The sequence below is a fragment of the Pantoea sp. ICBG 828 genome (genome assembly GCF_002928355.1).
Lineage (GTDB): Bacteria > Pseudomonadota > Gammaproteobacteria > Enterobacterales > Enterobacteriaceae > Pantoea > Pantoea dispersa.
The window spans coordinates 383,287-408,293 of record NZ_POWN01000003.1 but is presented as its reverse complement, the minus strand read 5'-3'; the positions used below and the strand labels follow the sequence as shown (position 1 = coordinate 408,293).

General features: G+C 54.4%; 23 protein-coding genes, 1 tRNA gene and 1 pseudogene. 18 read left to right on the top strand and 7 right to left on the bottom strand.

All coding sequences use genetic code 11. The features are described 5' to 3' along the window. Positions 1–264: 264 nt before the first annotated feature. From C1Y43_RS09620 to C1Y43_RS09595, 6 genes are all read left to right on the top strand, one after another. Positions 265–570, top strand: coding sequence for a PTS sugar transporter subunit IIB (locus tag C1Y43_RS09620; protein WP_168715018.1), 306 nt, complete (start codon positions 265–267; stop codon positions 568–570). A gap of 59 nt (positions 571–629) precedes the next feature. Then, entirely contained in the window at positions 630–974 is a 345-nt protein-coding gene (locus tag C1Y43_RS09615) for a PTS lactose/cellobiose transporter subunit IIA (protein ID WP_223815702.1), read from the top strand. Beyond that, positions 967–2,274: a 6-phospho-beta-glucosidase gene (locus C1Y43_RS09610; protein ID WP_104188061.1), complete on the top strand. Its 1,308-nt coding sequence runs from the start codon at positions 967–969 to the stop codon at positions 2,272–2,274. The genes C1Y43_RS09615 and C1Y43_RS09610 overlap by 8 nt, the downstream gene beginning before the upstream one ends. A gap of 153 nt (positions 2,275–2,427) precedes the next feature. Beyond that, positions 2,428–3,783 (top strand): PTS cellobiose transporter subunit IIC, encoded by a 1,356-nt coding sequence (gene celB / locus C1Y43_RS09605; protein WP_021507630.1) that lies wholly within the window; start codon positions 2,428–2,430, stop codon positions 3,781–3,783. Positions 3,784–3,945: 162 nt separating this feature from the next. Next, on the top strand, positions 3,946–4,557 hold the full coding sequence (locus tag C1Y43_RS09600) for a glutathione S-transferase family protein (protein ID WP_058780404.1): 612 nt from the start codon (positions 3,946–3,948) through the stop codon (positions 4,555–4,557). Positions 4,558–4,571: 14 nt separating this feature from the next. Then, a complete protein-coding gene (locus tag C1Y43_RS09595; RefSeq protein ID WP_104188060.1) occupies positions 4,572–6,629 on the top strand; it encodes a pyridoxamine 5'-phosphate oxidase family protein in 2,058 nt (685 codons plus the stop codon). 87 nt (positions 6,630–6,716) lie between these two features. On the opposite strand, the gene C1Y43_RS09590 is transcribed toward C1Y43_RS09595, so the two are convergent. Continuing rightward, on the bottom strand, positions 6,717–7,430 hold the full coding sequence (locus C1Y43_RS09590) for a hypothetical protein (RefSeq protein ID WP_104188058.1): 714 nt from the start codon (positions 7,428–7,430) through the stop codon (positions 6,717–6,719). Positions 7,431–7,857: 427 nt separating this feature from the next. Between C1Y43_RS09590 and C1Y43_RS09585 the strand changes: the two genes are divergently transcribed. Next, entirely contained in the window at positions 7,858–8,304 is a 447-nt protein-coding gene (locus C1Y43_RS09585; protein ID WP_021507634.1) for an STY4534 family ICE replication protein, read from the top strand. 72 nt (positions 8,305–8,376) lie between these two features. Here C1Y43_RS09585 and C1Y43_RS24105 read toward each other — a convergent pair whose 3' ends face one another. Further along, positions 8,377–10,488, bottom strand: a complete 2,112-nt coding sequence (locus tag C1Y43_RS24105) for a P-loop ATPase, Sll1717 family (protein WP_031279719.1) — start codon at positions 10,486–10,488, stop codon at positions 8,377–8,379. A 338-nt stretch (positions 10,489–10,826) separates the two neighbouring features. Between C1Y43_RS24105 and C1Y43_RS09575 the strand changes: the two genes are divergently transcribed. From C1Y43_RS09575 to C1Y43_RS09550, 6 genes and pseudogenes are all read left to right on the top strand, one after another. Continuing rightward, the gene (locus tag C1Y43_RS09575; protein WP_233209828.1) at positions 10,827–11,408 is read left to right on the top strand and encodes a TIGR03759 family integrating conjugative element protein; all 582 of its coding nucleotides are present in this window, start codon (positions 10,827–10,829) and stop codon (positions 11,406–11,408) included. Continuing rightward, a pseudogene (locus C1Y43_RS09570) lies at positions 11,387–11,997 on the top strand (lytic transglycosylase domain-containing protein). The gene C1Y43_RS09575 and the pseudogene C1Y43_RS09570 overlap by 22 nt, the downstream one beginning before the upstream one ends. 20 nt (positions 11,998–12,017) lie before the next feature. Continuing rightward, positions 12,018–12,236, top strand: coding sequence for an integrating conjugative element protein (locus C1Y43_RS09565; protein ID WP_233209826.1), 219 nt, complete (start codon positions 12,018–12,020; stop codon positions 12,234–12,236). Positions 12,237–12,645: 409 nt separating this feature from the next. Next, a complete protein-coding gene (locus C1Y43_RS09560; RefSeq protein WP_104188055.1) occupies positions 12,646–14,043 on the top strand; it encodes a hypothetical protein in 1,398 nt (465 codons plus the stop codon). Positions 14,044–14,145: 102 nt separating this feature from the next. Next, positions 14,146–14,439: an RAQPRD family integrative conjugative element protein gene (locus C1Y43_RS09555; RefSeq protein WP_104188053.1), complete on the top strand. Its 294-nt coding sequence runs from the start codon at positions 14,146–14,148 to the stop codon at positions 14,437–14,439. Beyond that, positions 14,430–14,591, top strand: coding sequence for a TIGR03758 family integrating conjugative element protein (locus C1Y43_RS09550; protein WP_199189150.1), 162 nt, complete (start codon positions 14,430–14,432; stop codon positions 14,589–14,591). The genes C1Y43_RS09555 and C1Y43_RS09550 overlap by 10 nt, the downstream gene beginning before the upstream one ends. A 243-nt stretch (positions 14,592–14,834) precedes the next feature. Here C1Y43_RS09550 and C1Y43_RS09545 read toward each other — a convergent pair. Beyond that, positions 14,835–14,910: transfer RNA gene (locus C1Y43_RS09545), tRNA-Phe, on the bottom strand. Positions 14,911–15,103: 193 nt separating this feature from the next. Between C1Y43_RS09545 and C1Y43_RS09535 the strand changes: the two genes are divergently transcribed. From C1Y43_RS09535 to C1Y43_RS09515, 5 genes are all read left to right on the top strand, one after another. Next, complete coding sequence (locus C1Y43_RS09535; protein WP_104093973.1) at positions 15,104–16,429, top strand: PAS domain-containing methyl-accepting chemotaxis protein; 1,326 nt, start codon at positions 15,104–15,106, stop codon at positions 16,427–16,429. 93 nt (positions 16,430–16,522) lie between these two features. Next, positions 16,523–17,746, top strand: coding sequence for a SpoIIE family protein phosphatase (locus C1Y43_RS09530; RefSeq protein WP_104188052.1), 1,224 nt, complete (start codon positions 16,523–16,525; stop codon positions 17,744–17,746). 10 nt (positions 17,747–17,756) lie between these two features. Further along, positions 17,757–18,308 (top strand): SiaB family protein kinase, encoded by a 552-nt coding sequence (locus C1Y43_RS09525; protein ID WP_088516049.1) that lies wholly within the window; start codon positions 17,757–17,759, stop codon positions 18,306–18,308. Positions 18,309–18,314: 6 nt separating this feature from the next. Beyond that, positions 18,315–18,701 carry a DUF1987 domain-containing protein gene (locus C1Y43_RS09520; RefSeq protein ID WP_104188050.1) on the top strand — a complete coding sequence of 129 codons (387 nt, stop codon included), beginning with the start codon at positions 18,315–18,317 and terminating at the stop codon, positions 18,699–18,701. Then, entirely contained in the window at positions 18,698–19,408 is a 711-nt protein-coding gene (locus tag C1Y43_RS09515; RefSeq protein WP_021507652.1) for a GGDEF domain-containing protein, read from the top strand. Before C1Y43_RS09520 ends, C1Y43_RS09515 begins: the two co-directional genes overlap by 4 nt. On the opposite strand, the gene mrdA is transcribed toward C1Y43_RS09515, so the two are convergent. The 4 genes from mrdA to deoA all read right to left on the bottom strand — a co-directional run bounded on the left by mrdA (position 19,409) and on the right by deoA (position 24,955). Beyond that, entirely contained in the window at positions 19,409–21,298 is a 1,890-nt protein-coding gene (mrdA, locus tag C1Y43_RS09510) for a penicillin-binding protein 2 (RefSeq protein ID WP_104188049.1), read from the bottom strand. It abuts the gene before it with no gap. A 268-nt stretch (positions 21,299–21,566) separates the two neighbouring features. Next, positions 21,567–22,280, bottom strand: coding sequence for a purine-nucleoside phosphorylase (gene deoD, locus C1Y43_RS09505; protein WP_021507654.1), 714 nt, complete (start codon positions 22,278–22,280; stop codon positions 21,567–21,569). A 34-nt stretch (positions 22,281–22,314) separates the two neighbouring features. Next, on the bottom strand, positions 22,315–23,538 hold the full coding sequence (gene deoB, locus C1Y43_RS09500; protein ID WP_021507655.1) for a phosphopentomutase: 1,224 nt from the start codon (positions 23,536–23,538) through the stop codon (positions 22,315–22,317). A 94-nt stretch (positions 23,539–23,632) separates the two neighbouring features. Then, complete coding sequence (deoA, locus tag C1Y43_RS09495) at positions 23,633–24,955, bottom strand: thymidine phosphorylase (protein ID WP_104188047.1); 1,323 nt, start codon at positions 24,953–24,955, stop codon at positions 23,633–23,635. Positions 24,956–25,007: the final 52 nt, after the last annotated feature.

Below are 25,007 nucleotides of genomic sequence, written 5' to 3'. Positions count from 1 at the left end.
CCTCATGATGCATGAAAATATTTTTCATGTTGAGATTTTTTTCACTTTTTCGCAGTGAAATCTCCTGGACTGATACTGCAGCAAGCGAAAAATCATCGTCCCGATCACATCAGTGAAAATTATTTTCATGGCGGTTTAATGATTAAACTATTGATAAATAATATTTTAAATTATTTTCATCACAAAATCATCTGGCTGCAGGGTATTTACAGTGCGACTGCGACAGGTCTTAAATGCCGGAGTCAATTCACAGGAGGATAAATTATGCGCATTGTTCTTTGCTGTGCCGCCGGCATGTCTACCAGCATGCTGGTGAATAAAATGCAGCACGCCGCACAAGCGCGCGGGCTGGCGATCAACATTCAGGCCGTCCCGGTGGCCGATTTCGAACGTATCCTGTCGGATGCGGATGTCGTGCTGCTCGGCCCGCAGGTGCAGTTTGAAGCTGCCCGCCTTACCGCCATCGCGGCCCCGCAGGGCAAGGCGGTCGCCGTGATCGACATGATGGATTACGGCATGATGCGCGGCGAACAGGTGCTGGATAAAGCGCTGGCGCTGCGCGCTTCCTGATTCTTCGTTTCCCCCAATCTGACTGATAACACACGGCGTTGCGCTGTGGGAGATTCTGCATGCCTGAAGATGACGTAATGGTGGTTCCGGAAGAGGAGATCATGCTGCTGCTGGTGCAGGCCGGTGCTGCGCGCAGCGCCGCTCTCAGCGCCCTGCGGCTGGCGCGCGCCGGCCAGTTTGAGGCGGCACAGCAGCAGCTGGCGGCGGCGCGGGAAAACGTGAGCAGCGCGCATCAGCAGCAGACGGCGCTGATTAGCCTGGACGAAGGCAGCGGCCGGTTGCCGGTTACCCTGATTCTGGTTCATGCCCAGGATCACCTGATGAACGCCATGCTGATTCAGGATTTAGCGGGCGAAATCATTGAACTCTATCGCCGTACCACGGCAGGAGAAAACGATGCTTAAGATAGCAATCATTGGCGGCGGCAGCAGCTATTCGCCGGAGCTGGTGGAGGGAATCATCAACCGTTATGCGCAGCTGCCGGTAACCGAACTGGCGCTGGTGGATGTGGCGGCAGGACGCGAAAAGGTGCAGATCATCGCCGATCTCACGCGCCGCATGCTGCAAAAAAACGGGCTGGAGCAGGTTAAGGTCAGCGTGCACTTTGCGCTGGATGAGGCGATTCGCGGTGCGCGCTTTGTGCTGACACAGCTGCGCGTCGGCCAGCTGGCGGCACGCGCCGCCGATGAACGGCTGGGCCTGAAGTATGGCCGTCTCGGCCAGGAAACCACCGGTGTCGGCGGCTTCGCCAAAGCGCTGCGCACCATTCCGGTGATGCTGGAGATTGCGCGCAAAGTAGAACAGCTGGCACCCGACGCCTTCATCATCAACTTCACCAATCCGGCGGGCATCGTTACCGAAGCCGTGGCGCGCTACAGCAACGCGAAGATCATCGGCCTGTGTAACGTGCCGGTGAATATGCACCATATGATCGCCGGCATGTTACAGGCGCCGTTTGACGAGGTGGCGCTGCGCTTTGCCGGGCTGAATCATCTGGTGTGGGTGCATCAGGTGCTGTGCCGCGGCGAGGACGTGACCGCCGGGGTGATCGAACAGCTGTGCGAAGGCCAGGCGCTGACCATGAATAACATCAAAGAGATGCCGTGGTCGCCGGCGTTTCTGCGCGCGCTGCAGGCGATTCCCTGCCCGTATCACCGCTACTACTGGCAAACACCGCAGATGCTGGCCGAAGAGCAGGAGAAAGCGCAGCACGGCCAGGCCGGAACGCGCGCCGAACAGGTGATGAAAGTGGAAGCCGAGCTGTTCACGCTGTATGCCGATCCGCAGCTGACGCACAAGCCGGAGCAGCTGAGTTTTCGCGGCGGCGCATATTACTCCGAAGTGGCCGTTGAGCTCATCAGCGCCATCCATAACAATAGCGGGCAAAATCTGGTGGTGAACTGCCAGAACCGTGGGGCGATTCACGGTCTGCCGGACGACGCAGTGGTGGAAGTGAACTGTGTGGTCGATGCGCAGGGCGCGCACCCGCTGGTGTTTGGCGCGCTGCCACCGCTGATGCACGGGCTGACGCAGCAGATCAAAGCCTTCGAGCGATTGACCATCGACGCGGCGGTGCACGGCGATCGCGGTGCCGCGCTGCTGGCGCTGGTCGGCAACCCGCTGGTCGGCGACGTCGCCAGCGCCGAAGCGCTGCTGGACGAAGTGCTGACGCTGAATCAACCGTGGCTGCCGCAGTTTGCGTGATATCCCTGTCGCAAACCGCATTCTGGCCATCGCGGCGCGCTTCATCGCGCAATAAATTGCGCCGCGACGGCCGGGTGCAGGTATCCGCTGCCGCGCCGAAATGACACGCATTGACCTGTTAATTTGTTGCGCCATTGTGCCCGAGGAGGCCCTATGTCCAACCGTAATATCATCGAACGTTATGTGCTGCCCGCCGCGCTCAAGGTGGCCGGGCAGAAGCATGTGCTGTCCGTGCGGGACGGCATCATTCTCAACATGCCGTTCATGCTGATCGGCAGCTTTTTTCTAATCTTCGCCTACCTGCCGATCCCGGCGTGGGGGCATCTGATGGCCGACCTGTTCGGCGACAGCTGGCGCAATAAACTGCTCTATCCGGTGCGTGCCACCTACGACATCATGGCGCTGATCTCCAGCTTCGGCATCGCCTACCGGCTGGCAGAGAAATACCGCACGCTCGACCCGCTAACCAGCGGCGCGATGGCGCTGGTGGCGTTTGTGATGACCATTCCGCAGCAGACGCTGTTCGCCCCGGTTGAAGGCGCACCCGCGCAGTTGGTCACTGGCGTGCTGCCGATTTCGCTGATCGGCAGTCAGGGCCTGTTCGTGGCGATTGTGATTGCGCTGCTCTCCACCGAAATCTACCGCTTTGTGCACAGCCGCAACCTGGTGATCAAGATGCCGGAAGGCGTACCGCCGGCGGTGGCGAAATCATTCCTCGCGCTGGTTCCCGGCTTCTGCGTGCTGGCAGTGGTGCTGCTGCTGCGCCTGGCAGTTGAAGCCTCACCGTTCCACGACATCAACAACCTGATCGCCACGGTGATTGGTTTGCCGATGCACCACGTCGGCGGCACGCTGCCGGGGATGATTTTCTCAGTGCTGCTGATTGGCATTCTGTGGACGCTCGGCCTGCACGGCGATGCCATCGTGCTGGTGTTCATTCAGCCGGTATGGCTGTCGAACATGAGTGAAAACCTCGAAGCCTTTCAGCATAACCAGCCGATTCCGCACATCTTTACCCAGCAGTTTTACGATTTATGGATTGCGCCCGGCGGCACCGGCGCGCTGCTTGGGCTGGTGATCTTTATGCTGATCCGCGCGCGCAGCCGCCAGATGAAACAGCTGGGGAAAATCGCCGCGCCGGCGGCGCTATTCAACATCAGCGAGCCGCTGGTGTTCGGTATTCCGCTGGTGATGAACCCCTACCTGTTCCTGCCGTTTATCCTGACGCCTGTGTTACTGGTGATTGTTTCGTGGGCGGCAATGAGCAGCGGTCTGGTGGCGCCGCCAGCCGGCATCGCCCTGCCCTTTACCACGCCGATCTTCGTCAGCGGCTATCTCGCCACCGGCGGCCATATCTCCGGCACGGTGTTGCAGGTGGTCAACCTGACGATTTCGCTGGTGGTCTACTATCCGTTTTTCCGCGTGTGGGATCGCCTGAAACTGCGCGAAGAGCAGCAAAACGAACAGCAGGCGCAGGCCGCCAGCGGCAGCGCCGTCGTGCCTTCCTGAACCACTTCCTCTGCCGGGTGCGCCCTACTGCGCCCCCGGCCGCATCCTTCCACTTTTTGCAATAATGACTTCGCAGATCTGGCTATTCTGCCAGCAATACGGCTGTGCGAACCTTAGGCCACGGCTCGGGATCACCCCGGCCACAACCTGAGGAACCGCATGATGAAACTATACAACTTAGCGCTCTCCGGCCACGCTCACCGCGCACTGCTGGCACTGTCACTGCTCGGCATAGCGCATGAAACGGTCGAAGTCGACCTGCCTGGCGGCGAACATAAAACCCCGGCGTTTCTCGCCATCAACCCGTTCGGTCAGGTGCCGGTACTGGAAGACGAAGGCGTTTACATCGCGGATTCCAACGCCATTCTGGTGTACCTGGCGAAGAAATTTAACCGCAGCGACTGGCTGCCGGAAGATGCGCTGGGCGCCGCCCAGGTGCAGCGCTGGCTGTCGGTGGCGGCCGGTGAACTGGCTTACGGTCCGGCGGCGGCGCGCCTGATTACCGTGTTTGGTGCCAAATTCAACGCGGAAGAAGTGCTGGCGCGCGCGCATCTGATTCTTTCGCGGCTGGAAAGCCATCTCAGCCAGCGTGAGTGGTTGGTGGGCGAGCATCCCACCATTGCTGACATCGCTTTATATAGCTACCTGGCCGGTGCCCCGGAAGGCAATGTCGAGATGTCCGGTTACCCTGCGGTGAATCAGCTGCTGCGTCGGATTGAAGCGCTACCCGGCTTTGTGCCTTTTCCGCAGACCGCCGCCGGCCTGCGCGCCTGACAGGAGCCAGCATCATGGGCGAGAAACTGATTACGCTGCCGGTATGGCATGACGGCGAAATTGCGCTGCAGCAGCAGGCGGGCGTAGCGGAACGTATGGCCGATGTCGGGCAGCGCGTGATCCGCGATTACATGCCCGATCAGCATCGTGACTTTTACGCGCAGCTGCCGTTTATCGTTGCCGGCAGCGTTGATGCACAGAGTGATGCCTGGGCCACGCTGCTGGAAGGCCAGCCCGGTTTTATCTTCTCGCCCAACGCCACCACGCTGGATATCGCGGCCCGTCCTGACGCCAGCGATCCGGCGGCCGCCGGGATGACCGATGGCGCACCGGTGGGCCTGCTCGGCATCGAGCTGCACACGCGGCGGCGCAACCGCATGAATGGCGTGCTGACGGCAATTGGCGGCGGCCTGCGCGTGCAGGTTGACCAGAGCTTCGGCAACTGCCCGCGCTATATTCAGCTGCGCGATTTCCGCTTCGACCATGCGCCCGGCAGGGCTTATCAGGGCGAAGTTGAAACGCTCAGCGCGCTGGATGACGCCGCGCGCGCCGCCATCCGGCAAGCCGACACGTTTTATGTCACCACTTATGCCGACCAGGCGCGCCGTCAGGTGGACGTTTCGCATCGCGGCGGCAAAGCCGGTTTTGTGCGCATCGCTGCCGATGATGTGCTGACCATTCCGGACTTCAACGGCAACCTGTTCTTCTCCACCCTCGGCAATATCGTGCTCAACGGCAAGGCCGGGCTGCTGTTTATCGACTACGCCAGCGGCGATGTATTGCAGATGAGCGGCGATGCCACGGTGATAACCGATTCCGCCGAAATCGCGGCCTTTCAGGGAGCCGAGCGGCTGTGGCGCTTTAGCGCGCGCCGCATCGTGCGCCGGCGCGCTGCCCTCGCCCTGCGCTGGACCGTTCAGCCAGACGGCATATCGCCCGCCTCGCTGATGACCGGCGACTGGCCGTCCGCCAGCGAACGCCTGCAGGCGCAGCAGCTGGCGGCGCAGTGGCGACCCTTCCGCATCACGCGGATCGTCGATGAGAGCGCGCAGATTCGCTCGTTTCATCTTATGCCGGATGATGGCGCTGGCGTGCTGCCGCATCTGGCAGGCCAGCATCTGCCGATCCGCCTGACGCTGCCGGGCAGCACTAAACCACTGATTCGGCAATATACGCTGTCAGTTGCGCCGTCGGATGGTTATTACCGCATCAGCGTGAAGCGTGAAGGCGTCGTATCACAGTATCTGCACGATGCCCTGCGCGTCGGCGATCGGCTGGAGGTGCGCGCACCGGCCGGCGACTTCACTATTGATGCACACGAAACGCGGCCAGCGGTGCTGCTGGCGGCGGGCGTCGGCATCACGCCCCTGCTGGCGATGCTGCGTCACCTGATTTATGAAGGCCGACGCAAACGCCGGATGCGTCCGGTGTATTTGCTGCAGTCGGCGCGTAACCTGGCCGAACGCCCGTTTGCGCGTGAGCTTGATGCGCTGCTGGCAGCCAGCGAAGGTGCGTTGAAACTGGTGCGGGTGCTCAGCCAGCCGGGCGAAGCCGAAGCGGGCGTGGATTATGACGTTGCCGGACGCATCGATATGGCACTGCTGTCGCAGGTGCTGCCCTTCAACGATTACGATTTCTATCTATGCGGCCCGCCGTCATTTACCCAGGCGATGTATGACGGACTGCGCGGCCTGAATATTGCCGACGCGCGTATTCACGCCGAAGCGTTTGGTCCGTCGTCGCTGCAGCGTCAGCAGGAGGATGCGCCAGAGCCCGCCGTGCTGCCGCCGGTGGCGACCGAAGCGGTGCCGGTGGTGTTTACTGAATCGCTGAAAGAAGCGCGCTGGACACCGCAGTCCGGCACGCTGCTGGAGCTGGCCGAAGCGCGCGGCCTGAGCCCGGCCTACAGCTGTCGCGCCGGACATTGCGGCAGCTGTAAGACAAAACTAGTGAGAGGCGCGGTGACTTACACTACCCGGCCAGGCATCACGCTGGCGCAGGATGAGGTGCTGATCTGCTGTGCAGTGCCGGCGCAGCAGGATGAAACCACGGATATTCAGCTGGCGTTGTGAAGTGAGTGCCCGGCAAATCGTTTTGCCTTCGGTCAGATCACCATTCTGGCCGTAAGATCGTCATTTACCGCTGGCGTTTTTATTTTCTCATCCATGTACCGGTCCCTCTTTTGCCCGCGCGACCGCTTCCAGCACCCGTTCAGGCGCAGAGGCGAGAAGATCTTTCGGTTTTTGATTTCCCAGCCAGCTATTCGGTGAGCCAAACCAGAGCGCCAGTGACCAGGGGGTTTTTGTTTCACCAAACAGCTGAATAATTTTCTTCATCTGCGGCAGCGGTTGCCCGCCTACGTACAGCGCGTAAGCAGGATAAAGATCTTTGCCTTCAGAAGTAATGGCAAAAATTTTATCGGCCCGCGTCCAGCGGTTCGGTAGACCGCTGGGATTTTTGATATCCACGGCAGAGCCGCTGCGACGTGAGACTTCCTGAGCAGGCAACCATTCAGCATCATCAAGAATGGTTTGCTTCAGCTTCTCAAGTCGTGCCGTGTTAGAACTGCTTGCCGGCTTGCTTCTGCCTGTGCTTTTTATCTTTGCAGCAGGAGGGATTTCGTCCCGTTTTTTACCGGTGAGCTTTTCCAGCCCCGCTACCGCATGGAAAGCGGCCTCCAGCGCGACCTGAAATGCGACCTCGTCGATGTAAGCTGGAAGCTTCAGGACATAATAGAGCTCTTCCTGCGCGCCACTTAAATCCGGAACCGAGATGGTGATGTCGGCATGTCCGTCGCTGCTCGTTGAGTAAGAAACATTGCCAGAAGACACCGCAATCACTTCAAATTCAGTCGGTTTAACCGCACTGACCATAGCTGACTCCTGATTTCGACATATATCTCATATCTACAATATAAACAAAATATTGGCTTCAGGTTATCGATTGTTGATTGGGATTTCTGGCAGTGAGGGAGGGGTTGTGAGTGCCGTTGAAATTTATATTATTCTGTATATTACAGTAGATTTACTCTATATCTGATGTATGAGGTCGCGGTAAACGTTTGCCAAATACTCATCTAACTCCTGAGCAGGTTATGTCGTGCTGAGCCTTATAAACTGATAAAAGTACCTAAGATTTAGTGGGCGACTTGCTACCTGCTGTGTGATCACTTTGCTGGTGGGGTACTTTGCACTTACCAGTCAGCGCGGCAAAGCTATCCAGGTTTTATGACGGAATGCTTTTATCCGGCAGGGATGAATGTTTCTGTGTGACTAGTTACCCACTCCTGAAGTAAACATCATGACTGTTACCACTACCAACAACGCTGCAAACAACACCACTTCTACCAAAGCTGAATACTGCAATCTCAACATTAAGGGCCTAGGTTATTTGAGCAACATTCGCAGAATTGAAACCCTGAATGATGGCATCCTCAGCGTGGTGATTAATGCGCTGAGCGGCCCTACTGACAACCCTACCTATGTGCGCTTTGATGCCACTGTCGCCGGTAAGGAAGCAACGGACCTTATAAGCCGCTGCCAGATAGCCGTAGACGAGGATCAGAAATTGCTGCCTGGGTTTACCTTCAGCAACCTGACGTCTAAAATTTTCACGCTCAACAAAGGTGATCATGCGGGCGAGCAGCGGGTTAGACTGAAAGCTAGGCTGATGAAGGTCGATTGGATTAAAATTGGTCAGGTGATGGTTTATAAGGCTGAACGTGTGGAAGCAACGTCACCGTCTTAAGCTAAATCAAACCAAATTTATGTTAAAAACTCATTTTAAAAATGCCCTGCGTTATCTCAGGGCATTTTCTTATTAGCTTTTACGGGATGATTTGGACGCTCTTGATGACTTAATACTTAGATAGCTTGTTTCATAAAGCGTCAGCAGTTTACTCATTTGCTCATCAATCACATCATGTCTTTCTGGGCTTCTTAATTTTTGCAATAGCTTAGCGATATACTTCGCAGGGAATTTCATGATGATCACATTATGTGACTGGAACATTTCTTTAGTCCAATCAAGCTCTTTTCCTGCATGCAATTGCTCGGTCTCGTCTCTATTAATTATGAAACCTAACTTTCCATACACCCCAGTCAAATAAGATTGTAACTGCCTGTATTCTGTGGGACCGATGTCAACGTAATTTTTAGCATCAAACACAATATGTCGTGATTTGTAATCATTTAATACACGGCCCCAAAAATCAGATTTCCCTCTATTCGTCCCTATAATATCACGACGCTGAACTGATGCGCCGTTTGGATGGTGTTTTATATCCATCAAGTGCGCTGCAAAAATAATTCTTAGCGCATCCAAACACCAAAGCTCAAATTCTGAATCACCCTCTTTACCCGTGGGGATTTGGTTCAAATGAGTAACTATCTGTCCTATTTTTGCGTTGCGAACGTCTGAGTTTTCAGAAACCACCTTGATTTCATATTCATCATTTATTTCTTGAGCCTCGTCGGGAGATAAGGCATCCTTATTCAAATTCAACCCTAGCCAGTAACAAGGATGGATCAATATCTTATCAGTGTCATTAAATCCTTTGTCAGGCGTTCTCCCATCATGACAAAAGGAATATGCTCCTGAGTTCTTATCCTTAATACCAAAGAAACCCACGCTATAGAGACTTTGCAATATTCCTGAAGACTTTAACAAGCTAAACTCTGATTCTAACTTCGGGTCTTCAGACTCACTAATTGCTTCAAATGCAGCGTCTATTTTTCTTCTAGCTATAGCAACTGTCTGCTCAGGCTCAGCAGACTTAAAGGCATTGGTACAAATATGAATTGAAGGAAATATCTTTTGATATTCTTTCCAAAGATCTTCTAAGCGCGCTATTGATATTGATTTGGCGGCGTATTCAAGGTCATCTTGTACAGCGGTATGCCTTTGGTGGCGAAAAGCACAGAAAAAAGCTTCATTCAAAAGAGATAGCAAATCTCTAGGTCTATACAAAGTGAACTGCAAACAACGTTTGAAACCTTCTCGACCAACTAACTCACCAGCCACACATCGATCCCACACGCGCTGGTCCTTTTCAATATCGAGCGAGAAATGAATTTTCAGCCGCTTTGCCGCAAGACCTAACAGTTGAGCCCAATCCCAATGTAATCTAATTACTTGACCTTCAACATTCCTTGAATAATCAGGATCTAGTTTAGCGAGCGCACGAAATATATTATCCCTTAGGAATATAATGGGTCTAATATATTTGGTTTTCTTGTTCAGCTCAATTGAAGCATAAGTCAATCCAGCAATAATACCAATACCTATTGAATCTGGCTCATATCCTTCATCTAGCCTATCCATCAGTATAACAATATTTTTTTCGTTCTTATCTAATGCCTTAACCACCTTGTCCTCAATCATTGATAATTCCAGTTCATACTGAAGATCACCAATTGAGGATTCGGGGTCAGAGTTAGAAAGAAACTCAGCCGCTATTGTACGACATTTTTTAAGAACATCTCCGCGCACTGAAATCCATCTATCAATGTGCGCTCGCAACTCAGGGTCAGACTTTATATTTGTGGATAATTTATAGTGTGAATGAAAATATGAAACTATTTCCATCAATAGAGAGTACTTCCATAAAATCCTTGTAGCTGCTCTCGATAAATTAAAAGAATCAGAAAAGGGTCTTAAAAGTGATCTAAATCCTATAATTTGAGTATCTTCAGGAGAGAATGTAAAAACTTTCGTTGTTTTATCTCTTTCCCAATGCTTATTCAACTGATAGAAAAGAGCACTTTTACCAGTTCCCCTTCGGCCAACCACAACAGTTCTATCATCGGATTCAATGAGAGTTCTAAAATCAGCAGTTTCGATAAATGCCTCAGACAGCATGCGGTTGTCATTCTCAGCAGTGGTATCGCCTAACGGATTGGATTTTAATAATTTATCACTAAAATCAACCATTTGATTCTCCATATCAAATCATCAATTAGAATTATGTCTAACGACCTAAGATAAGTCCCAGTGGCATAAGAGTGCAAACAAACATTTCACAAAAATGCACTAATTTTTTACAGCTCTTTAGGCAAGTTGGGCAAAGCTGACTTATCAATGAAAATGTTCGTATGGGAAGTTAATTAACTCTTTGTTCTTCTTACATGCGATGTTCATATCACCTCAATTAACAATAAGTGCCGAACAATGAAATATCTCTCTATATCAAACACTTGTGCGTTATCGTGCTTACTATTTTCTGAGTAAAAAGCTTTAGAGATCAATCAAACAGAAACAGATTCTGTATCATAAGTACAGAAAGCTCAACAAATTCAAGCGACTCCCTCAGATACGATGAATTAATAAGAGGATTGAGAGGAAAGTTATCCCCTAACATAGATAAACTCACCGCTTTTGGCATCGAAGCTCGCAACGATGCCGAGCCCCGCCACTACGCCGAACTTTGGGTAAAACATGAATACGAGCGTACCGAAAAAGAACTCAAATTTCAGCGCGAAGTTGATGCTGCCTGGAAGCGCTTGATGCCCAACATGCTGCCGGTTAATATGGGCAACGCAGATGGTATCGCGCATGACTCCGGTGGCCGCCTGGTGCTGTTCGTGCGTGAAGGAGATTGCCAGCGCTGCAATATCCGACTCTCCGCCGTTCTCGCTGATAAACGCCCCGTAGATATCTATCTTGTCGATAGTGAAGGCAGCGATCAGAAACTCCGCAACTGGGCGCAACAGCACCGCATCCCCGCCGAACAAGTTCGCGAGCGTCGCATAACTCTGAATCACGACGCAGGCCGCTGGATGCGTTACGGCAACGGCATCATGCCGGTCCTTCTCCAACAGGGAGAAAGCGGATGGCATATCGCAGCGTTCTAACCGCCGCTTTGTTGTTGAGTGCCGCCAACTCACTGGCGTCAACCAACATGCAAAGCGTGCCGTCAGGTTATCAGAAAGTAGCGCTGCAACATGGCGTGTCTGCTGAATCACTCTACTCACTGGCGCTGGCTGAATCATCGCGCCAGCTGCCACACGGCACACGCCCGTGGCCCTGGACAATCAACGCCGCGGGTAAAGGTTATCGTTATGAAAGCCGACAAGCTGCCTGGCAGGCGCTGCAGCAGTTTATGAAAATCCATCCGCTTAAGAGAATCGATGTCGGTATCGCGCAAGTCAATCTCGGCTGGAATTGCCATCGCTTCAGCTCAACGTGGGATGCGTTTGATCCTTATATCAACCTGACGCAGCGGCGCGCATTCTTCGCGAGTGCTGGGAGCGAAGCCCCGGCAGCTGGTTGAAAGCGGCTGGTTGCTATCACCATCCGGCTGGAGGTAAACCGGCTGCGCGCTATAGGCAGATTGTTAGCCAAAAGCTGGCTTCACTAACGCCTGCTCAACCTCGTCCAATCGCAACGCAGGCTCCTGCCAATCTCGCGAGTAATCAATCTGCTTCAACCGAAATCATCTGAACAGAACCCCGGAGGCAGCAATGAAAAAATTGATGCTGGCTGGCGCGATCGTCGCGTTGCCATTTTTCTCGCATGCAGAACTCAACGTTATCGCGGATCTTGGCGGTAAATCGGTAGCGCAATTCTATGAAGGAATTAACGCTGAGCCTCAGTCGCAACAGCAGTCAATCCAACCTGATTACAGTGAAGGTTTAGTGTTGCCAGTGGCAACACCTGAACTCACTCCCGGCATCATTTAAGAAGTACCTTTAAGCTGGACGACAGCGTGCAAAGCTCGACTTTGTGCGCTGTCGTCAGCAGGCAAGCCGTAGGTGCGGCAGGATATATATTAATTTTATCATTTAGTAATATCTATTTGTATTGCCAAGATATTAATATCGCTTTATTTAAAAATTAAGAATTGTGCCACTACCAAAATTTAAAACCAGATCATCTAAACCTGTGTAGCGATTGCATCTGGATCGTTTATTAAATGTAGTATTTAAACCTACAGTTCCAATGCTAATAGATAGTAAGCTTTGAAGTTACAAATTTCCATTTTAAGTCATAGAAAACAAAATATTTAAAGCTAGATTATAAGTGAAGCCAACTACTCATCCCTTAACTTAGTTATCTAACTATCTATTTCTCTGGTAAGGATTTAATAAAATGAAAAGAAAGCTTATGCTTATAATTTTTTCATTATCAATTTCTTTGCATCAAGCTAATGCTGCTTTAGAAATTGCAGCAGGAATGACTGTTGGCCAAATTATCAATGGAGTTAAAGATGTTGTGAGGCAAGTTGAACAATCTGCTTCTTCTTTGCTTGAGCAAGGCAACAATGGATTGGCACAACAACAAATGATACTTGCTGGAATATTAAAAGGTACAGTTGAGCAAATGGAAAAAGCATATCAAGGTTCGATGGAAAAAACCTTCGATCAGTTAAATACAACTCAAGCCAATACATTCAAGGAGTTAGAAAAGCTGAGTAACGGTGTCATAAAAGACATGGGAGATAATGTCCAGAGCGCTATTTATAAAGCTCAAGGTTCCGCTAATCAGCTTCTCAATAAGCTTCCTTTTACAGATCACTATCCAGTTTTTTATGGTGCATTGAGCCAAGACTTACTATCGGAGCTAATAAGTAAACCATACGATATCGAGGTCTTGGGATTTATGTTCAGAGACCCTCATATAAAATTTAAGGACCCCATCATTAGAATCGATGGTAATGAACTACAAAGTGAAGACTTATCTATTCAGGAAGATAGATTACAAATAACATTACCAGAGGAGATAAAGAAAAAGTTATCTTTTTCATCAACGCCTTGTAGCCCTCGAAAACCTTATGTTGTGAGCATGGATGTTTTTTATGGCGAAAAATCTGGATTTTGGCCATTCAACAAATACATTGAAAGGAAAGTTACATTTAACTCGCGGTCTTTAGTTGCTGCTGAGCAATTGGAGTTCTATGTAAGTAGAGATGTTATTACCAATGTGGAAAATAATAAAAACATACATTTGGTTGTTCCAGGGAACTACTATGAAGTCGGATGTGAAGAGTCAAAATCCGGGCAGATTTTTTACAATCTTCCCGATAATGCACGAAATGTGAATTGCTCAGGCAGATGGATGAGTGTAAGTAATCTCAACTCCCAAGGGGTTGATGGCTGTAAGATTAGTGGGCAAACAGCTATGGTTGGTGGAATAATTAGAGGCAAAGACAAAGAATGGGGAAATTGCCCTGGAGGTGGGCATGCTACTCTTCAAATGGAGGTGGATTATATTTTACCCGATGACAGGCAGGAAATGCTAATGGCTGTTCCTGTCGGTAATTACGTGATGAAAAATAAAAGCCTACATACTATTATTACCAATCCAGCAAACTCTAAGACGAAAACTATCCGAGTATCTGTAAAACGGAAAGGGTGCTCTACAGAAATAGATTCATTCATAATTGATATTCCTGACGATGAGCAACAGATTATCACCCAGACATCTCAAAATGGAATGTTTCAAGCTGAATTTAGAAAAGGTCAACTTGTTGTAAAGAATAATAACTGATCCGGATTTTTATTTGTTTATTTGTTAATTCTTGCTAGCTAAATATGGTTCAAACTCATTTTTGTGAGGATGAACCATGCTTAGCTTACTGAAGCTATCACCATGTATTTTGTATTAGTATGTTTGTCTGCCTCAGCTTCAGAATTCGACGAACTCGCCACCACCCAACGCCTACTAGACCAAGTCCAGCTCTCCCTCGACCGCGCCCGCGCCGTCGCCGCGCAGTCCGATCCTAACAACCGTCGTCGTTATCTGTTCGATTACAAAAAAGCCAACGAAGACCTCAACACCATGCGTGCTGGCATCGGCCGCTACACGCAGCCTTCGCGTGCGCAGCCGCTGGATTACGGCAAGGTCAGCGGTGATTACACGCGAGACCGTCCGCTATGGCGATGATTACCGCGCAGATTAACGCGTTTAAAAAGGCATCCGGCAACATCGATATTAGCGTTCTGTATCTGGTGTCCGTTGGGCTACTACTGTGCGTGCTGTTTCTCTGGGCAGCCTGGGCTGCAGTGGATGTCTGGCATGGACGGGAAAATACCTAAGCCAGGGATGCCGCGCTAGTCCGATTTGTTATCCGTTCTATGACTTAACCGATCGTCTGCATCTGGATGTTCACCAGTTAACGCAGACATTTTCGAAGTGCTTTTACCCGTCAGATTGCTTAAGAGGAAGACTCATACTGGATAGCTGAAGCAGTACTATGACCTCAGCAGTCAAAGTGACCAGAAATCATTGGTGCTTCAAAAAGCAAAAACCCAGCCATAAAGGCTGGGTTTTCAGAATGTTGGTGCCCGGACGCGGAATCGAACCACGGACACGGGGATTTTCAATCCCCTGCTCTACCGACTGAGCTATCCGGGCAACGGGGCGCATTAAACCTTACTCGCGCCGTACCGTCAAACGCTTTTCGGTAAAAATCAGCTGACTGCTGCCTTTTGCAGCAACCGCCGGACCCGATGGTAAAAACCTGCGCAACCGGGCTATTTAGTGGTGGATTTTTAGCCACCCACGCCGATAACCGTGCTGACATCCCATAACCATAATAAGGTCCACTATGTTCAGCACTATTACATCGGGAATCCTGTCGCGCCTCGCGTGGCAGAAACGCAGTCACAGCAGCGCAACGCTCAGTTCGCTGCAGGAGGCCATCGCCATGGTCGAGTTTACGCCTGATGGTCACATCCTCACCGCCAACGCGCTGTTTCTGGAGCGCATGGGCTACACGCTGGCAGAAATTGTCGGCCAGCATCACAGCCTGTTCTGCACGCCAGATATGGTGCAGTCACCGCAGTATCGCGAGTTCTGGCAGCGTCTGAATCGCGGCGAAGGCTTCAGCGATAAGTTTTTGCGCGTGGCGAAGCACAGCCGTCCAATCTGGCTGGAAGCCAACTACGTACCGGTGCAGGATCGCCACGGCCGGGTGATCAAAATCGTCAAGCTGGCGAGTGATATCACCGCGCGCATCATGGATGCGCAGGAGCAGCGCGCCATGACCACCGCCATTGAGCGCTCGATGGCGGTGATTGCCTTCAACCTCAAAGGTGAAGTGCTGATGGCCAACGATAATTTCTTCAATACCATGGGCTATCGCGCTGATGAGATCATCGGTCGCCATCACAGCCTGTTCTGTCCGCCCGAAATGCGCACCAGCGAGGCCTATCGCCGCTTCTGGCACAAGCTCAATCAGGGTGAATATATCTCCGGCCAGTTCGAGCGCGTCAATAAGCAGGGCAATACCGTCTGGCTGCGCGCCACCTATAATCCGGTGTTTAACAGCGCCGGCGAACTGTACAAAGTGGTGAAGTTCGCCACCGACGTTACCGCGCAGGTGGAAAAAAACCAGCTGGAGCGCGAAGCAGCGCAGCAGGCATGGCAAACCGCGCTGCATACCAGTGAAAGCACGCAACAGGGAGCGGCGGTCATTGAGAACAGCGTGCAGAATATCAATGCGCTGGCCAGCGAACTGCACGGTATTTCTGGTGATATTAATGACCTAAGCGACTCTTCCGATCGCATCGGCGCCATCGTGGAGAGTATCCGCCGCATTGCCGACCAAACCAATCTGCTGGCGCTCAATGCGGCAGTGGAAGCCGCGCGCGCCGGTCAGCATGGCCGCAGCTTCGCCGTAGTCGCCAGTGAAGTGCGCACCCTCGCAGCGAACATCAATCGCGCCACCAGCGAAATCGAAAATCGGGTAAGGCATAACCACCTGCTGGCGGATAAGGCGCAGAAAGGCATCGCGTCGAACCTGAAACGTGCCGATCAGGGCGTAGTGCTCGCGCAGCAGGCGGGCGGTGTGATTGCCGAAATTCGCGGCAGCTCCAGTGAGGTGGTGCGCGCCATCAGCCACGTCGCCGATGCGCTAAAAGCCCCGCAGTAAGCGCAGCAGCGTGCGCTGGCCGGCGGTGACATAAAAGTGTCATCGCCGTGCCGTAACCTAAGATTATTCCTAATCAACGCCAGACTCTTTCTCATGCAGCAGCCTGATTTCCGCACCGGGCTTAGCGCCCTGACGGGTCGTGTCCGCGCGCGTTCGCTGTGTATTGCGGTGCCGTTCGTCACGCCAGCGATGGACAACACGGCGGTAATGGCGCTGTTTAGCGAACATAAAGATTTGATTGGCCTGCCGGTGGTGGAAAACGGCACGCCGTTCGGCATGATTAACCGCCACATCTTTCTGTCGCAAATGACGCGCCCGTTCTTCCGCGAGCTGTACGATCGTAAAAGCTGTATCGCCTTTATGGACAAACAACCGCTGGTGATCGATGCCGAAACCGAACTCGATCGGGTCGCGCAGCAGGTGGTCGCCAGCGGGGATAAATCAGTGACCGATGGTTTTATCGTGACTGAACAGGGCCGCTATATTGGCATCGGCCTCGGCATCGACCTGATTCGTACCGTCTCCGATTTGCAGGCGCAGCAGCATCAGCAAATTTTACAGAGCATCGATTACGCGCGGGTGATTCAGGACGCGATGCTGGACCGCTCGCGGCAGCAGATGGCGCAGCAGCTGAGCGACTGGTGCCTGCACTGGCAGCCGCGCGATGGCGTGGGCGGCGACTATTACGCCTTTCACCGCGACGAGCACGGCTGGCTGGCGCTGATTGCCGACTGCACCGGTCACGGCATTCCCGGCGCGTTTATGACGGTGATTTTGCATGCGGCGCTGGAGCGTGCGCTGCAGCACAACCATCGTACGCCGTCTGCCCTGCTGCAGGCGCTTAACCGCCACATCAAACAAACCCTGGGCCAGCTTAACGCCTCGCAACAGACTTCGCTGTCCAACGACGGCTGCGATGCGATTGCGCTGCGGCTGGAGACGGCCAGCCATCAACTGAGCTGGGCCAGCGCGCGCATGCACGCCGTGCTGCAGCCGGTACAGGGTGAAGCCGCCGCGCTGCAGGCCGATCGCGTCGGCGTTGGCTACACCGATACGCCGCACGACTATTGCTGGCCGCAGCAGCAGCGCACACTGCAGCCCGGCGATGTGCTGCTGGTGATGAGCGACGGCGTGACCGATCAACCCGGCGGCGCGCGGCAGATTATGTTCGGTAAAAAGCGGATTCAGACGGTCATTGCACAACATAAAACCCTGCCGATGGCCGAGCTCTCCACGGCGTTTGCGCAGGCATTTCTTCACTGGCAGGGCAACCAGCCGCGACGCGATGACGTCACCTGGTTTGGCCTGCGTTATTAACGAGCCTCTTATGCATCCAGCTTCCACCGGCACGCACCTGCCGCCCGACAGCGTTGCGCTGCACTATACCGGCTTCTTTTCGCCGCAGAACATCACCGCGATGGGTGAAGTGATCAAAGTGTTTCTGGAAAACCAGCAGGCCCCGCTGAAAGTGCGCCGCCGGCTGTTCTCCAGCTTTGTCGAGATTGTGCAGAACATCCTGCGCTATTCGCAGGACAGCCGTACCCTGAGCCATGCCGAACAGCACTATCGCTTTGGCACCGTAACGCTGCACGTAGATGGCGATAGCTATGTGCTGGAGAGCAGTAATCAGGTCGAACAGGCCGCCTGCGAGCAGCTGCGCGACTGGCTCGATCTGCTGCGTACCATGAGTAACGACGAAATTAAGCAGGCCTACCGTGTCGGTCTGCGCACCGAGAGCCCCGCCACCAGCAAAGGGGCCAATATCGGTTTGCTGACGCTTGCCCGTGATGTCAGTGAACCGCTGGAGTATGAACTGCGTCCGCTGCCCGCCAGCGGCTACGCCACGTTTTGGCTTAAAGCCACCATTCACCAGGATTGAGGTTGTATGCAAAACCTGATTATAACTGCCACTGAGAGCACGCCCGAAGTGAGTTTTGATTTTGCCACTCGCCAGTTTGCGTTGCGCGGCGAGTCGTGGCCGGAGAACGCGGCGGCGTTTTATCGCCCGCTGCTGGATGCCCTTGAGCAGTGGCAACCCACCGACAACGACGCGGTGGTCGTCACTATCGCGCTGCGCTACTTCAACAGCTCCAGCACCAAAATGCTGTTCAGCCTGTTCGATCAGTTCAACCAGCTGGCGCAGCGCGGTCAGCGCGTCACGCTGAACTGGCTGTTTGATGCGGAAGATGACATCGCGGAAGAGTTTGGTCAGGAACTGGCGCTGGATTTTACCGATCTGCAGGTTAATCTGCAGGCGGAACTGGCGTCATGATGGACCTCAATGAGCTGTTCCGTGAAGAGAGCGAGGTGCTGAATCGCTCACAGCATGTGGCGGCGCAAAACACGCTGAGCGCGCAGGATTACCGCGAGGCGCTGCTGCACCTGAATCGCCACTATCAGCGTCTGATGCGCGAAACCTGGCGACTGATCTCCCGCAGCGATCGCGCGGAGCGCGAGCTGAACCGCGTGAATGAGCAGTTAAACCAGCTGGCGCAGGAGCTGGAGTACAAAGCCAGCCACGATCCGCTGACGGCGGTGTGGAATCGCGGCGCGATTATTCAGCGCATCAGCCAGACGCTGGAGAGCGGCCCGGCGGCGTTGATCATTCTGGATATCGACCACTTCAAAAAAATCAATGACGAATACGGCCATCCGATGGGCGATAAGGTGATTTGCGGACTGGTGACGCGCATTCAGGCGCACTGCCCGGCCGGTGCCAGCATTGGCCGCATCGGCGGCGAAGAGTTTACCGTGCTGCTGCCGCACTATCGCCTGTCCGACGCGGTGATTGTCGCCGGTGCGATCCACGCCTCGCTTAACGCCTCGCCGCTGGCGGTGCTGCCGCAGCAGCTGGTGACCGCCAGCCTCGGCGTGAGCTACGGCAAGCCGGGCTCCGATTTCGACACGCTGTACAGCAATGCCGATGCCGCGCTCTACGATGCCAAACACCACGGTCGCAACCGGGTATTTTTCCGCTGATCAGTGCACCTGCGCGGTGCTGGCCGTCTGCATCGGCACGCTGCTATCCGGCGTCTGCAGGAAGATATGGTCGAGGATATTGCGCATCACCGGCGCGGCCGTAATGCCTTCGTTACCGCCGTTTTCCAGAATCAGCGCCACCGCCACCTGCGGGTTGTTAAACGGCGCAAAGGCGGTATAGAAAATGTGGTCGCGCAGGCGCACCGGAATCATCTTCGCGTTGTAAGTCTGGTTCTGCTTCAGGCTAAACACCTGCGACGTACCGGACTTGGCGGCGATGCCGTACGGCGCGGTATGGAAATATTTATAACCGGTGCCGTTAGGCGCGTTAGCCATACCAAACATGGCGTGGCGCACCAGCGACCAGTACGGTGATTTCGCATCGCCAATCTGCGGCTGCGGCGCGGTCGGCTGGTAAACCTGCTGCCAGGTGCCGCGCTGTGCTTTAGCCAGCAGGTGCGGATTAATCACCCGGCCGTTATTGATCAGCGCCACCATGGCTTTCACCATCTGAATCGGCGTGGCGATCCAGTAGCCCTGACCGATGCCCACCGATACGGTATCGCCCTGATACCACGTATGTTTATGCACTTTCAGCTTCCATTCGCGGCTCGGCAGCAGCCCGGCGTACTCTTCATTCAAATCGATACCGGTAGGTTTGCCGTAGCCGAACTGGCTGAGCATGCTGTGGATGCGGTCGATGCCCATCATGAACGCCACCTGATAGAAGAAGGTGTCGGCGGACTCTTCAATCGCTTTGGTGACGTCGAGCATGCCGTGGCCGGACTTTTTCCAGTCGCGGTATTTGCGATCGGTGCCCGGCAGCGTCCAGGTGGGCGCGCCAAAGAAGGTGGTGCCAGGCGTAATCACTTTGCTCAGCAGCGCCGACATCGCCATGTAGGGTTTTACCGTCGATGCCGGTGGATACAGCCCCTGGGTAACGCGATTGATCAGCGGCAGGTTTTTATCCTGCAGCAGCGTTTTATAGGCTTTGTAGCTGATGCCCTTCACGAACGGGTTGGGATCGTAGCTTGGGCTGGAGACCATCGCCAGCACGCCGCCATCGTGCGGATCCTCAATCAGCACCGCCGCACGCTGCCCGGCCAGCTGGCTCTCCACATACTGCTGCAGATGCAGATCCAGCGTCAGCCAGATGTTTTTGCCTGCTACCGGCGGCACCTCTTTCAGCACGCGCACGATGCGGCCGTGGTTATCCACTTCCACTTCCTGATAGCCGGTTTTGCCGTGCAGCAGAGATTCGTAGTAGCCCTCAATGCCCTGCTTACCGATGTTGTGGTCGGCGGCGTAATTCTCCCCGACGCCCTCGGCATTGAGCCGCTTGTAATCGTTATCGTTAATCTTCGACACGTAGCCGACCACGTGCGCCAGATCGGCGCCGTACGGGTATTCCCGATCCTGATAGGTATCAATGGTGACCCCGGTGAAGCGGAACTGATTGACCGAGAAGCGCGCCACCTCTTCGTCGGTGAGCTCGGCCTTCAGCTCCACCGGTTTATAACGGCTGCTCTGCTTCAGTTCATGCTCAAAGGTTTCGATATCATCCGGTGTCAGATCGACGATGCGCGTCAGCGCCTTCAGCGTCGCCTGCATGTTGTCGATTTTGTACGGCGTGACGAGGATGTCGTACCAGGTGACGTTGCGCACCAGCGGGATGCCGTTGCGATCGAAAATCAGCCCGCGCGTTGGCGCAATGGGGATCATTTTGATGTCGTTCTCGTTGGAACGCGTCTGGTAATAGCTGTGCTGATCCACCTGTAAGCGATACAGGTTGATGCCAAGAATGGTGAAGCAGATAACAACCAGGGCAAACGCCACCAGCGCGCGGCGCACAAACAGTTTCTCTTCGGCTTCGAAATTGCGGAAATTCATCAGGGGCTTAGTCTCTTCATTATCACGCTAATGATAGGGAGAGATCGCCGCAGAGCCAGCAGGAAGATGCACAAGCCTGGGTAAAAGTGTGTCAGATGTTTACGGTGGGGCTGCTGTGTCAGGAATGCGGGACAGGGCGTTGACCGGGCATTAACCGTTGCCCGATCGGTCCCCTCTCCCGCGCGCGGGCATTAACCGTTGCTCGATCGGTCCCCTCTCCCGCGCGCGGGAGAGGGTTAGGGTGAGGGCGAAGGAAAACCCAGGAAAATCAATCCCCCAGCAGCACCGACTCCAGCGCGATCTTAATCATATCGTTGAACGTCGTCTGACGCTCTGCCGCGGTGGTTTGCTCGTGCGTACGGATATGATCCGACACGGTACAGATGGTCAGCGCTTTGGCACCAAACTCTGCCGCCACACCGTAGATGCCGGCCGCTTCCATCTCCACACCGAGGATGCCGTACTTCTCCATCACGTCGAACATCTGCGGGTCCGGCGTATAGAACAAATCAGCGGAGAAGATGTTACCGACGCGCGCGTCCACGCCCAGCGCTTTAGCCGCGTCAACCGCGTTACGCACCATGTCGAAATCCGCGATGGCGGCAAAATCGTGATCCTTGAAACGCATGCGGTTAACTTTTGAGTCGGTGCAGGCACCCATACCAATCACCACATCACGCAGTTTCACGTCTGCACGCACGGCACCGCAGGAACCCACACGAATGATCTTCTTCACGCCGAAATCGGTGATCAGCTCTTTGGTGTAGATCGAGCAGGATGGAATACCCATACCGTGGCCCATCACGGAGATTTTGCGGCCTTTGTAAGTCCCGGTGAAGCCCAGCATGCCGCGTACGTTATTCACTTCGACCACATCGTCGAGGAAGGTCTCGGCAATGTGTTTTGCACGCAGCGGATCGCCTGGCATCAGCACCACGTCCGCGAAATCGCCCATTTCGGCATTAATATGAGGAGTTGCCATTGTTGTTCTTCCTTATCAAAAAGTGGTGGCTGTTTTACAGCAAGCTTTTGCCGTAGTCCATGCTGGACAGGCCAAAATAGCTGGCGATGGTCTGGCCGATATCGGCGAAGGTATCGCGGTAACCCAGCGAGCCCGGTTTTACTTCTGGACCATAGATCAGAATCGGGATGTGCTCGCGCGTGTGCTCTGTACCGTGCCAGCTCGGATCGCAGCCGTGGTCAGCGGTGAGGATCAGGATATCGCCCTCTTTCACCAGCGCCATCAGCTCCGGCAGACGACGGTCAAACAGCTCCAGCCCACCGGCATAACCGGCGATATCGCGGCGATGGCCCCAGGTCGAGTCAAAATCGACGAAGTTGGTGAACACTATCGAGTTGTCCGGCGCCTTCTTCATCTGCTCAATGGTGGCATCAAACAGCGCATCCAGACCGGTGGCTTTGACCTTTTGCGTGATGCCCTGCTCCGCGTAGATATCAGCGATTTTACCCACTGAAATCACTTCGCCGCCCTTCTCATCCACCAGCTTTTTCAGCATGGTTGGTGCCGGGGGTTCGACCGCCAGATCGTGACGGTTACCGGTGCGCTGGAAGTTACCGGCTTTATCGCCGACAAACGGACGCGCGATCACGCGTCCAATGTTATAGCCGCCGTTGGTCAGCTCTTCACGGGCAATTTCACACAGCGCGTACAGGCGATCGAGGCCAAAGGTCTCTTCATGACAGGCAATCTGGAACACTGAATCTGCCGAGGTGTAGAAAATCGGCTTGCCGCTTTTCATGTGTTCCTCGCCCAGCTGGTCAAGAATTACCGTGCCGGAGGAGTGGCAGTTGCCGAGGTAGCCCGGCAGATCGGCGCGTTTTACCAGCGTATCCAGCAGCTCCTGCGGGAAGCTGTTCTCTTTGTCGCTGAAGTAGCCCCAGTCAAACAGCACCGGCACCCCGGCGATTTCCCAGTGGCCGGACGGCGTATCTTTGCCCGAAGAGAGTTCGCTGGCGTAGGCGTACGCGCCGATAATTTCCGCCTGCGGATCCAGTCCCGGCGGGAAGCGGCCGGTAGAGAGTTCCGCCGCTTTGCCAAGGCCGAGCGCGGTCATGTTGGGCAGATGCAGCGGACCTTCGCGGCCTTCATTGGCGCGGCCTTCAAAGCACGCTTCGGCGATATGGCCGAGCGTATCCGATCCTTCATCACCGAATTTATCGGCGTCTTTGCTGGAACCAATCCCGAAGGAGTCGAGAACCATAATAAAAGCACGTTTCATGCAAGTCTCCTGCGCCATAGCGCGATGACAAGTCAAAAAAAAGCGATCAGATCAGTATACCCGAACGGCCGCTGCCTGGCACGCAGTTACGCCACTATTCGCTGATGCGGCGATACACCACCGGCGTGGCCTCCGGAGCGTGGTCGCTGAGCGTTATCGCCGCTTTCACTGCCGCAGCGGCCTGCTGCCACTGTGCTTCCGATGCGGCATGAATCACCGCCAGCGGCTGCTGCGCATTGACCTCTCTGCCCAGCGTGATCATGTCGCTGAGGCCCACGCTGTAATCAATGCTGTCGCTGGCGCGCTGACGGCCACCGCCCAGCGCCACCACCGCCATGCCCAGCGCCCGCGTGTCCATGGCGCTGACGATGCCGGGACGATCGGCGTACACCGCTTTGCTCAGCATCGGTGCCGGCAGGTAGCGGTCCATCTGCTCGATGAAATCCGTCGGGCCGTTCTGCGCCGCCACCATGCGGGCAAACACCTCAGCCGCTTTACCGTTATCCAGCACCTGCTGCAGTTTTTGCCGCGCTTCGGCTTCGTTCGCCGCCAGTTTGCCGGAGATCAGCATCTCAGCGCACAGCGCCAGCGTGACTTCCAGCAGCCGCGGATTGCGCGCCTCACCGGTGAGGAAATGCACTGCTTCGCGCACTTCCAGCGCATTACCGGCGCTCGATGCCAGCACCTGATTCATGTCGGTGAGCAGCGCGGTGGTTTTGCATCCCGCACCGTTGGCGACGCCGACAATCGCCTGCGCCAGCTGCTGCGAGGCCTCAAAGGTTGGCATAAACGCCCCGGATCCGACTTTGACATCCATCACCAGCGCGTCTAATCCTTCGGCTAATTTTTTGGCGAGGATCGAGGCGGTGATCAGCGGAATAGAATCCACAGTGGCGGTGATATCGCGCGTGGCGTAGAACCGCTTATCCGCCGGCGCCAGCGAATTGGTCTGACCGATAATGGCAACGCCGACCTGTTTGATGATCTGACGGAAGCGATCGTCGCTGGGGAAGATATCGAAGCCGGGAATGGCTTCCAGCTTATCCAGCGTGCCGCCGGTGTGACCGAGGCCGCGCCCGGAAATCATAGGCACGTAGCCGCCGCAGGCCGCCACCATCGGACCCAGCATCAGCGAAGTGACATCGCCCACGCCGCCGGTCGAGTGTTTATCAACAATCGGTCCGTTGAGATTCAGCGCCTGCCAGTTGAGTACCGTGCCGGAATCGCGCATCGCCATGGTCAGCGCCACGCGTTCTTCCAGGTTCATGTCGTGAAAATAAATCGTCATCGCCAGCGCGGCGATTTGCCCTTCAGATACGCTGTTATCACGCACGCCGTTGATGAAAAAGCGGATTTCCGCTTCGCTCAGCGGCTGGCCGTCGCGTTTTTTACGAATAATTTCTTGTGGCAGGAACAAGGTTGCCTCCCCGGAAAAGCGATCTATCGCTGAATGACAGCCGCCAGATGCG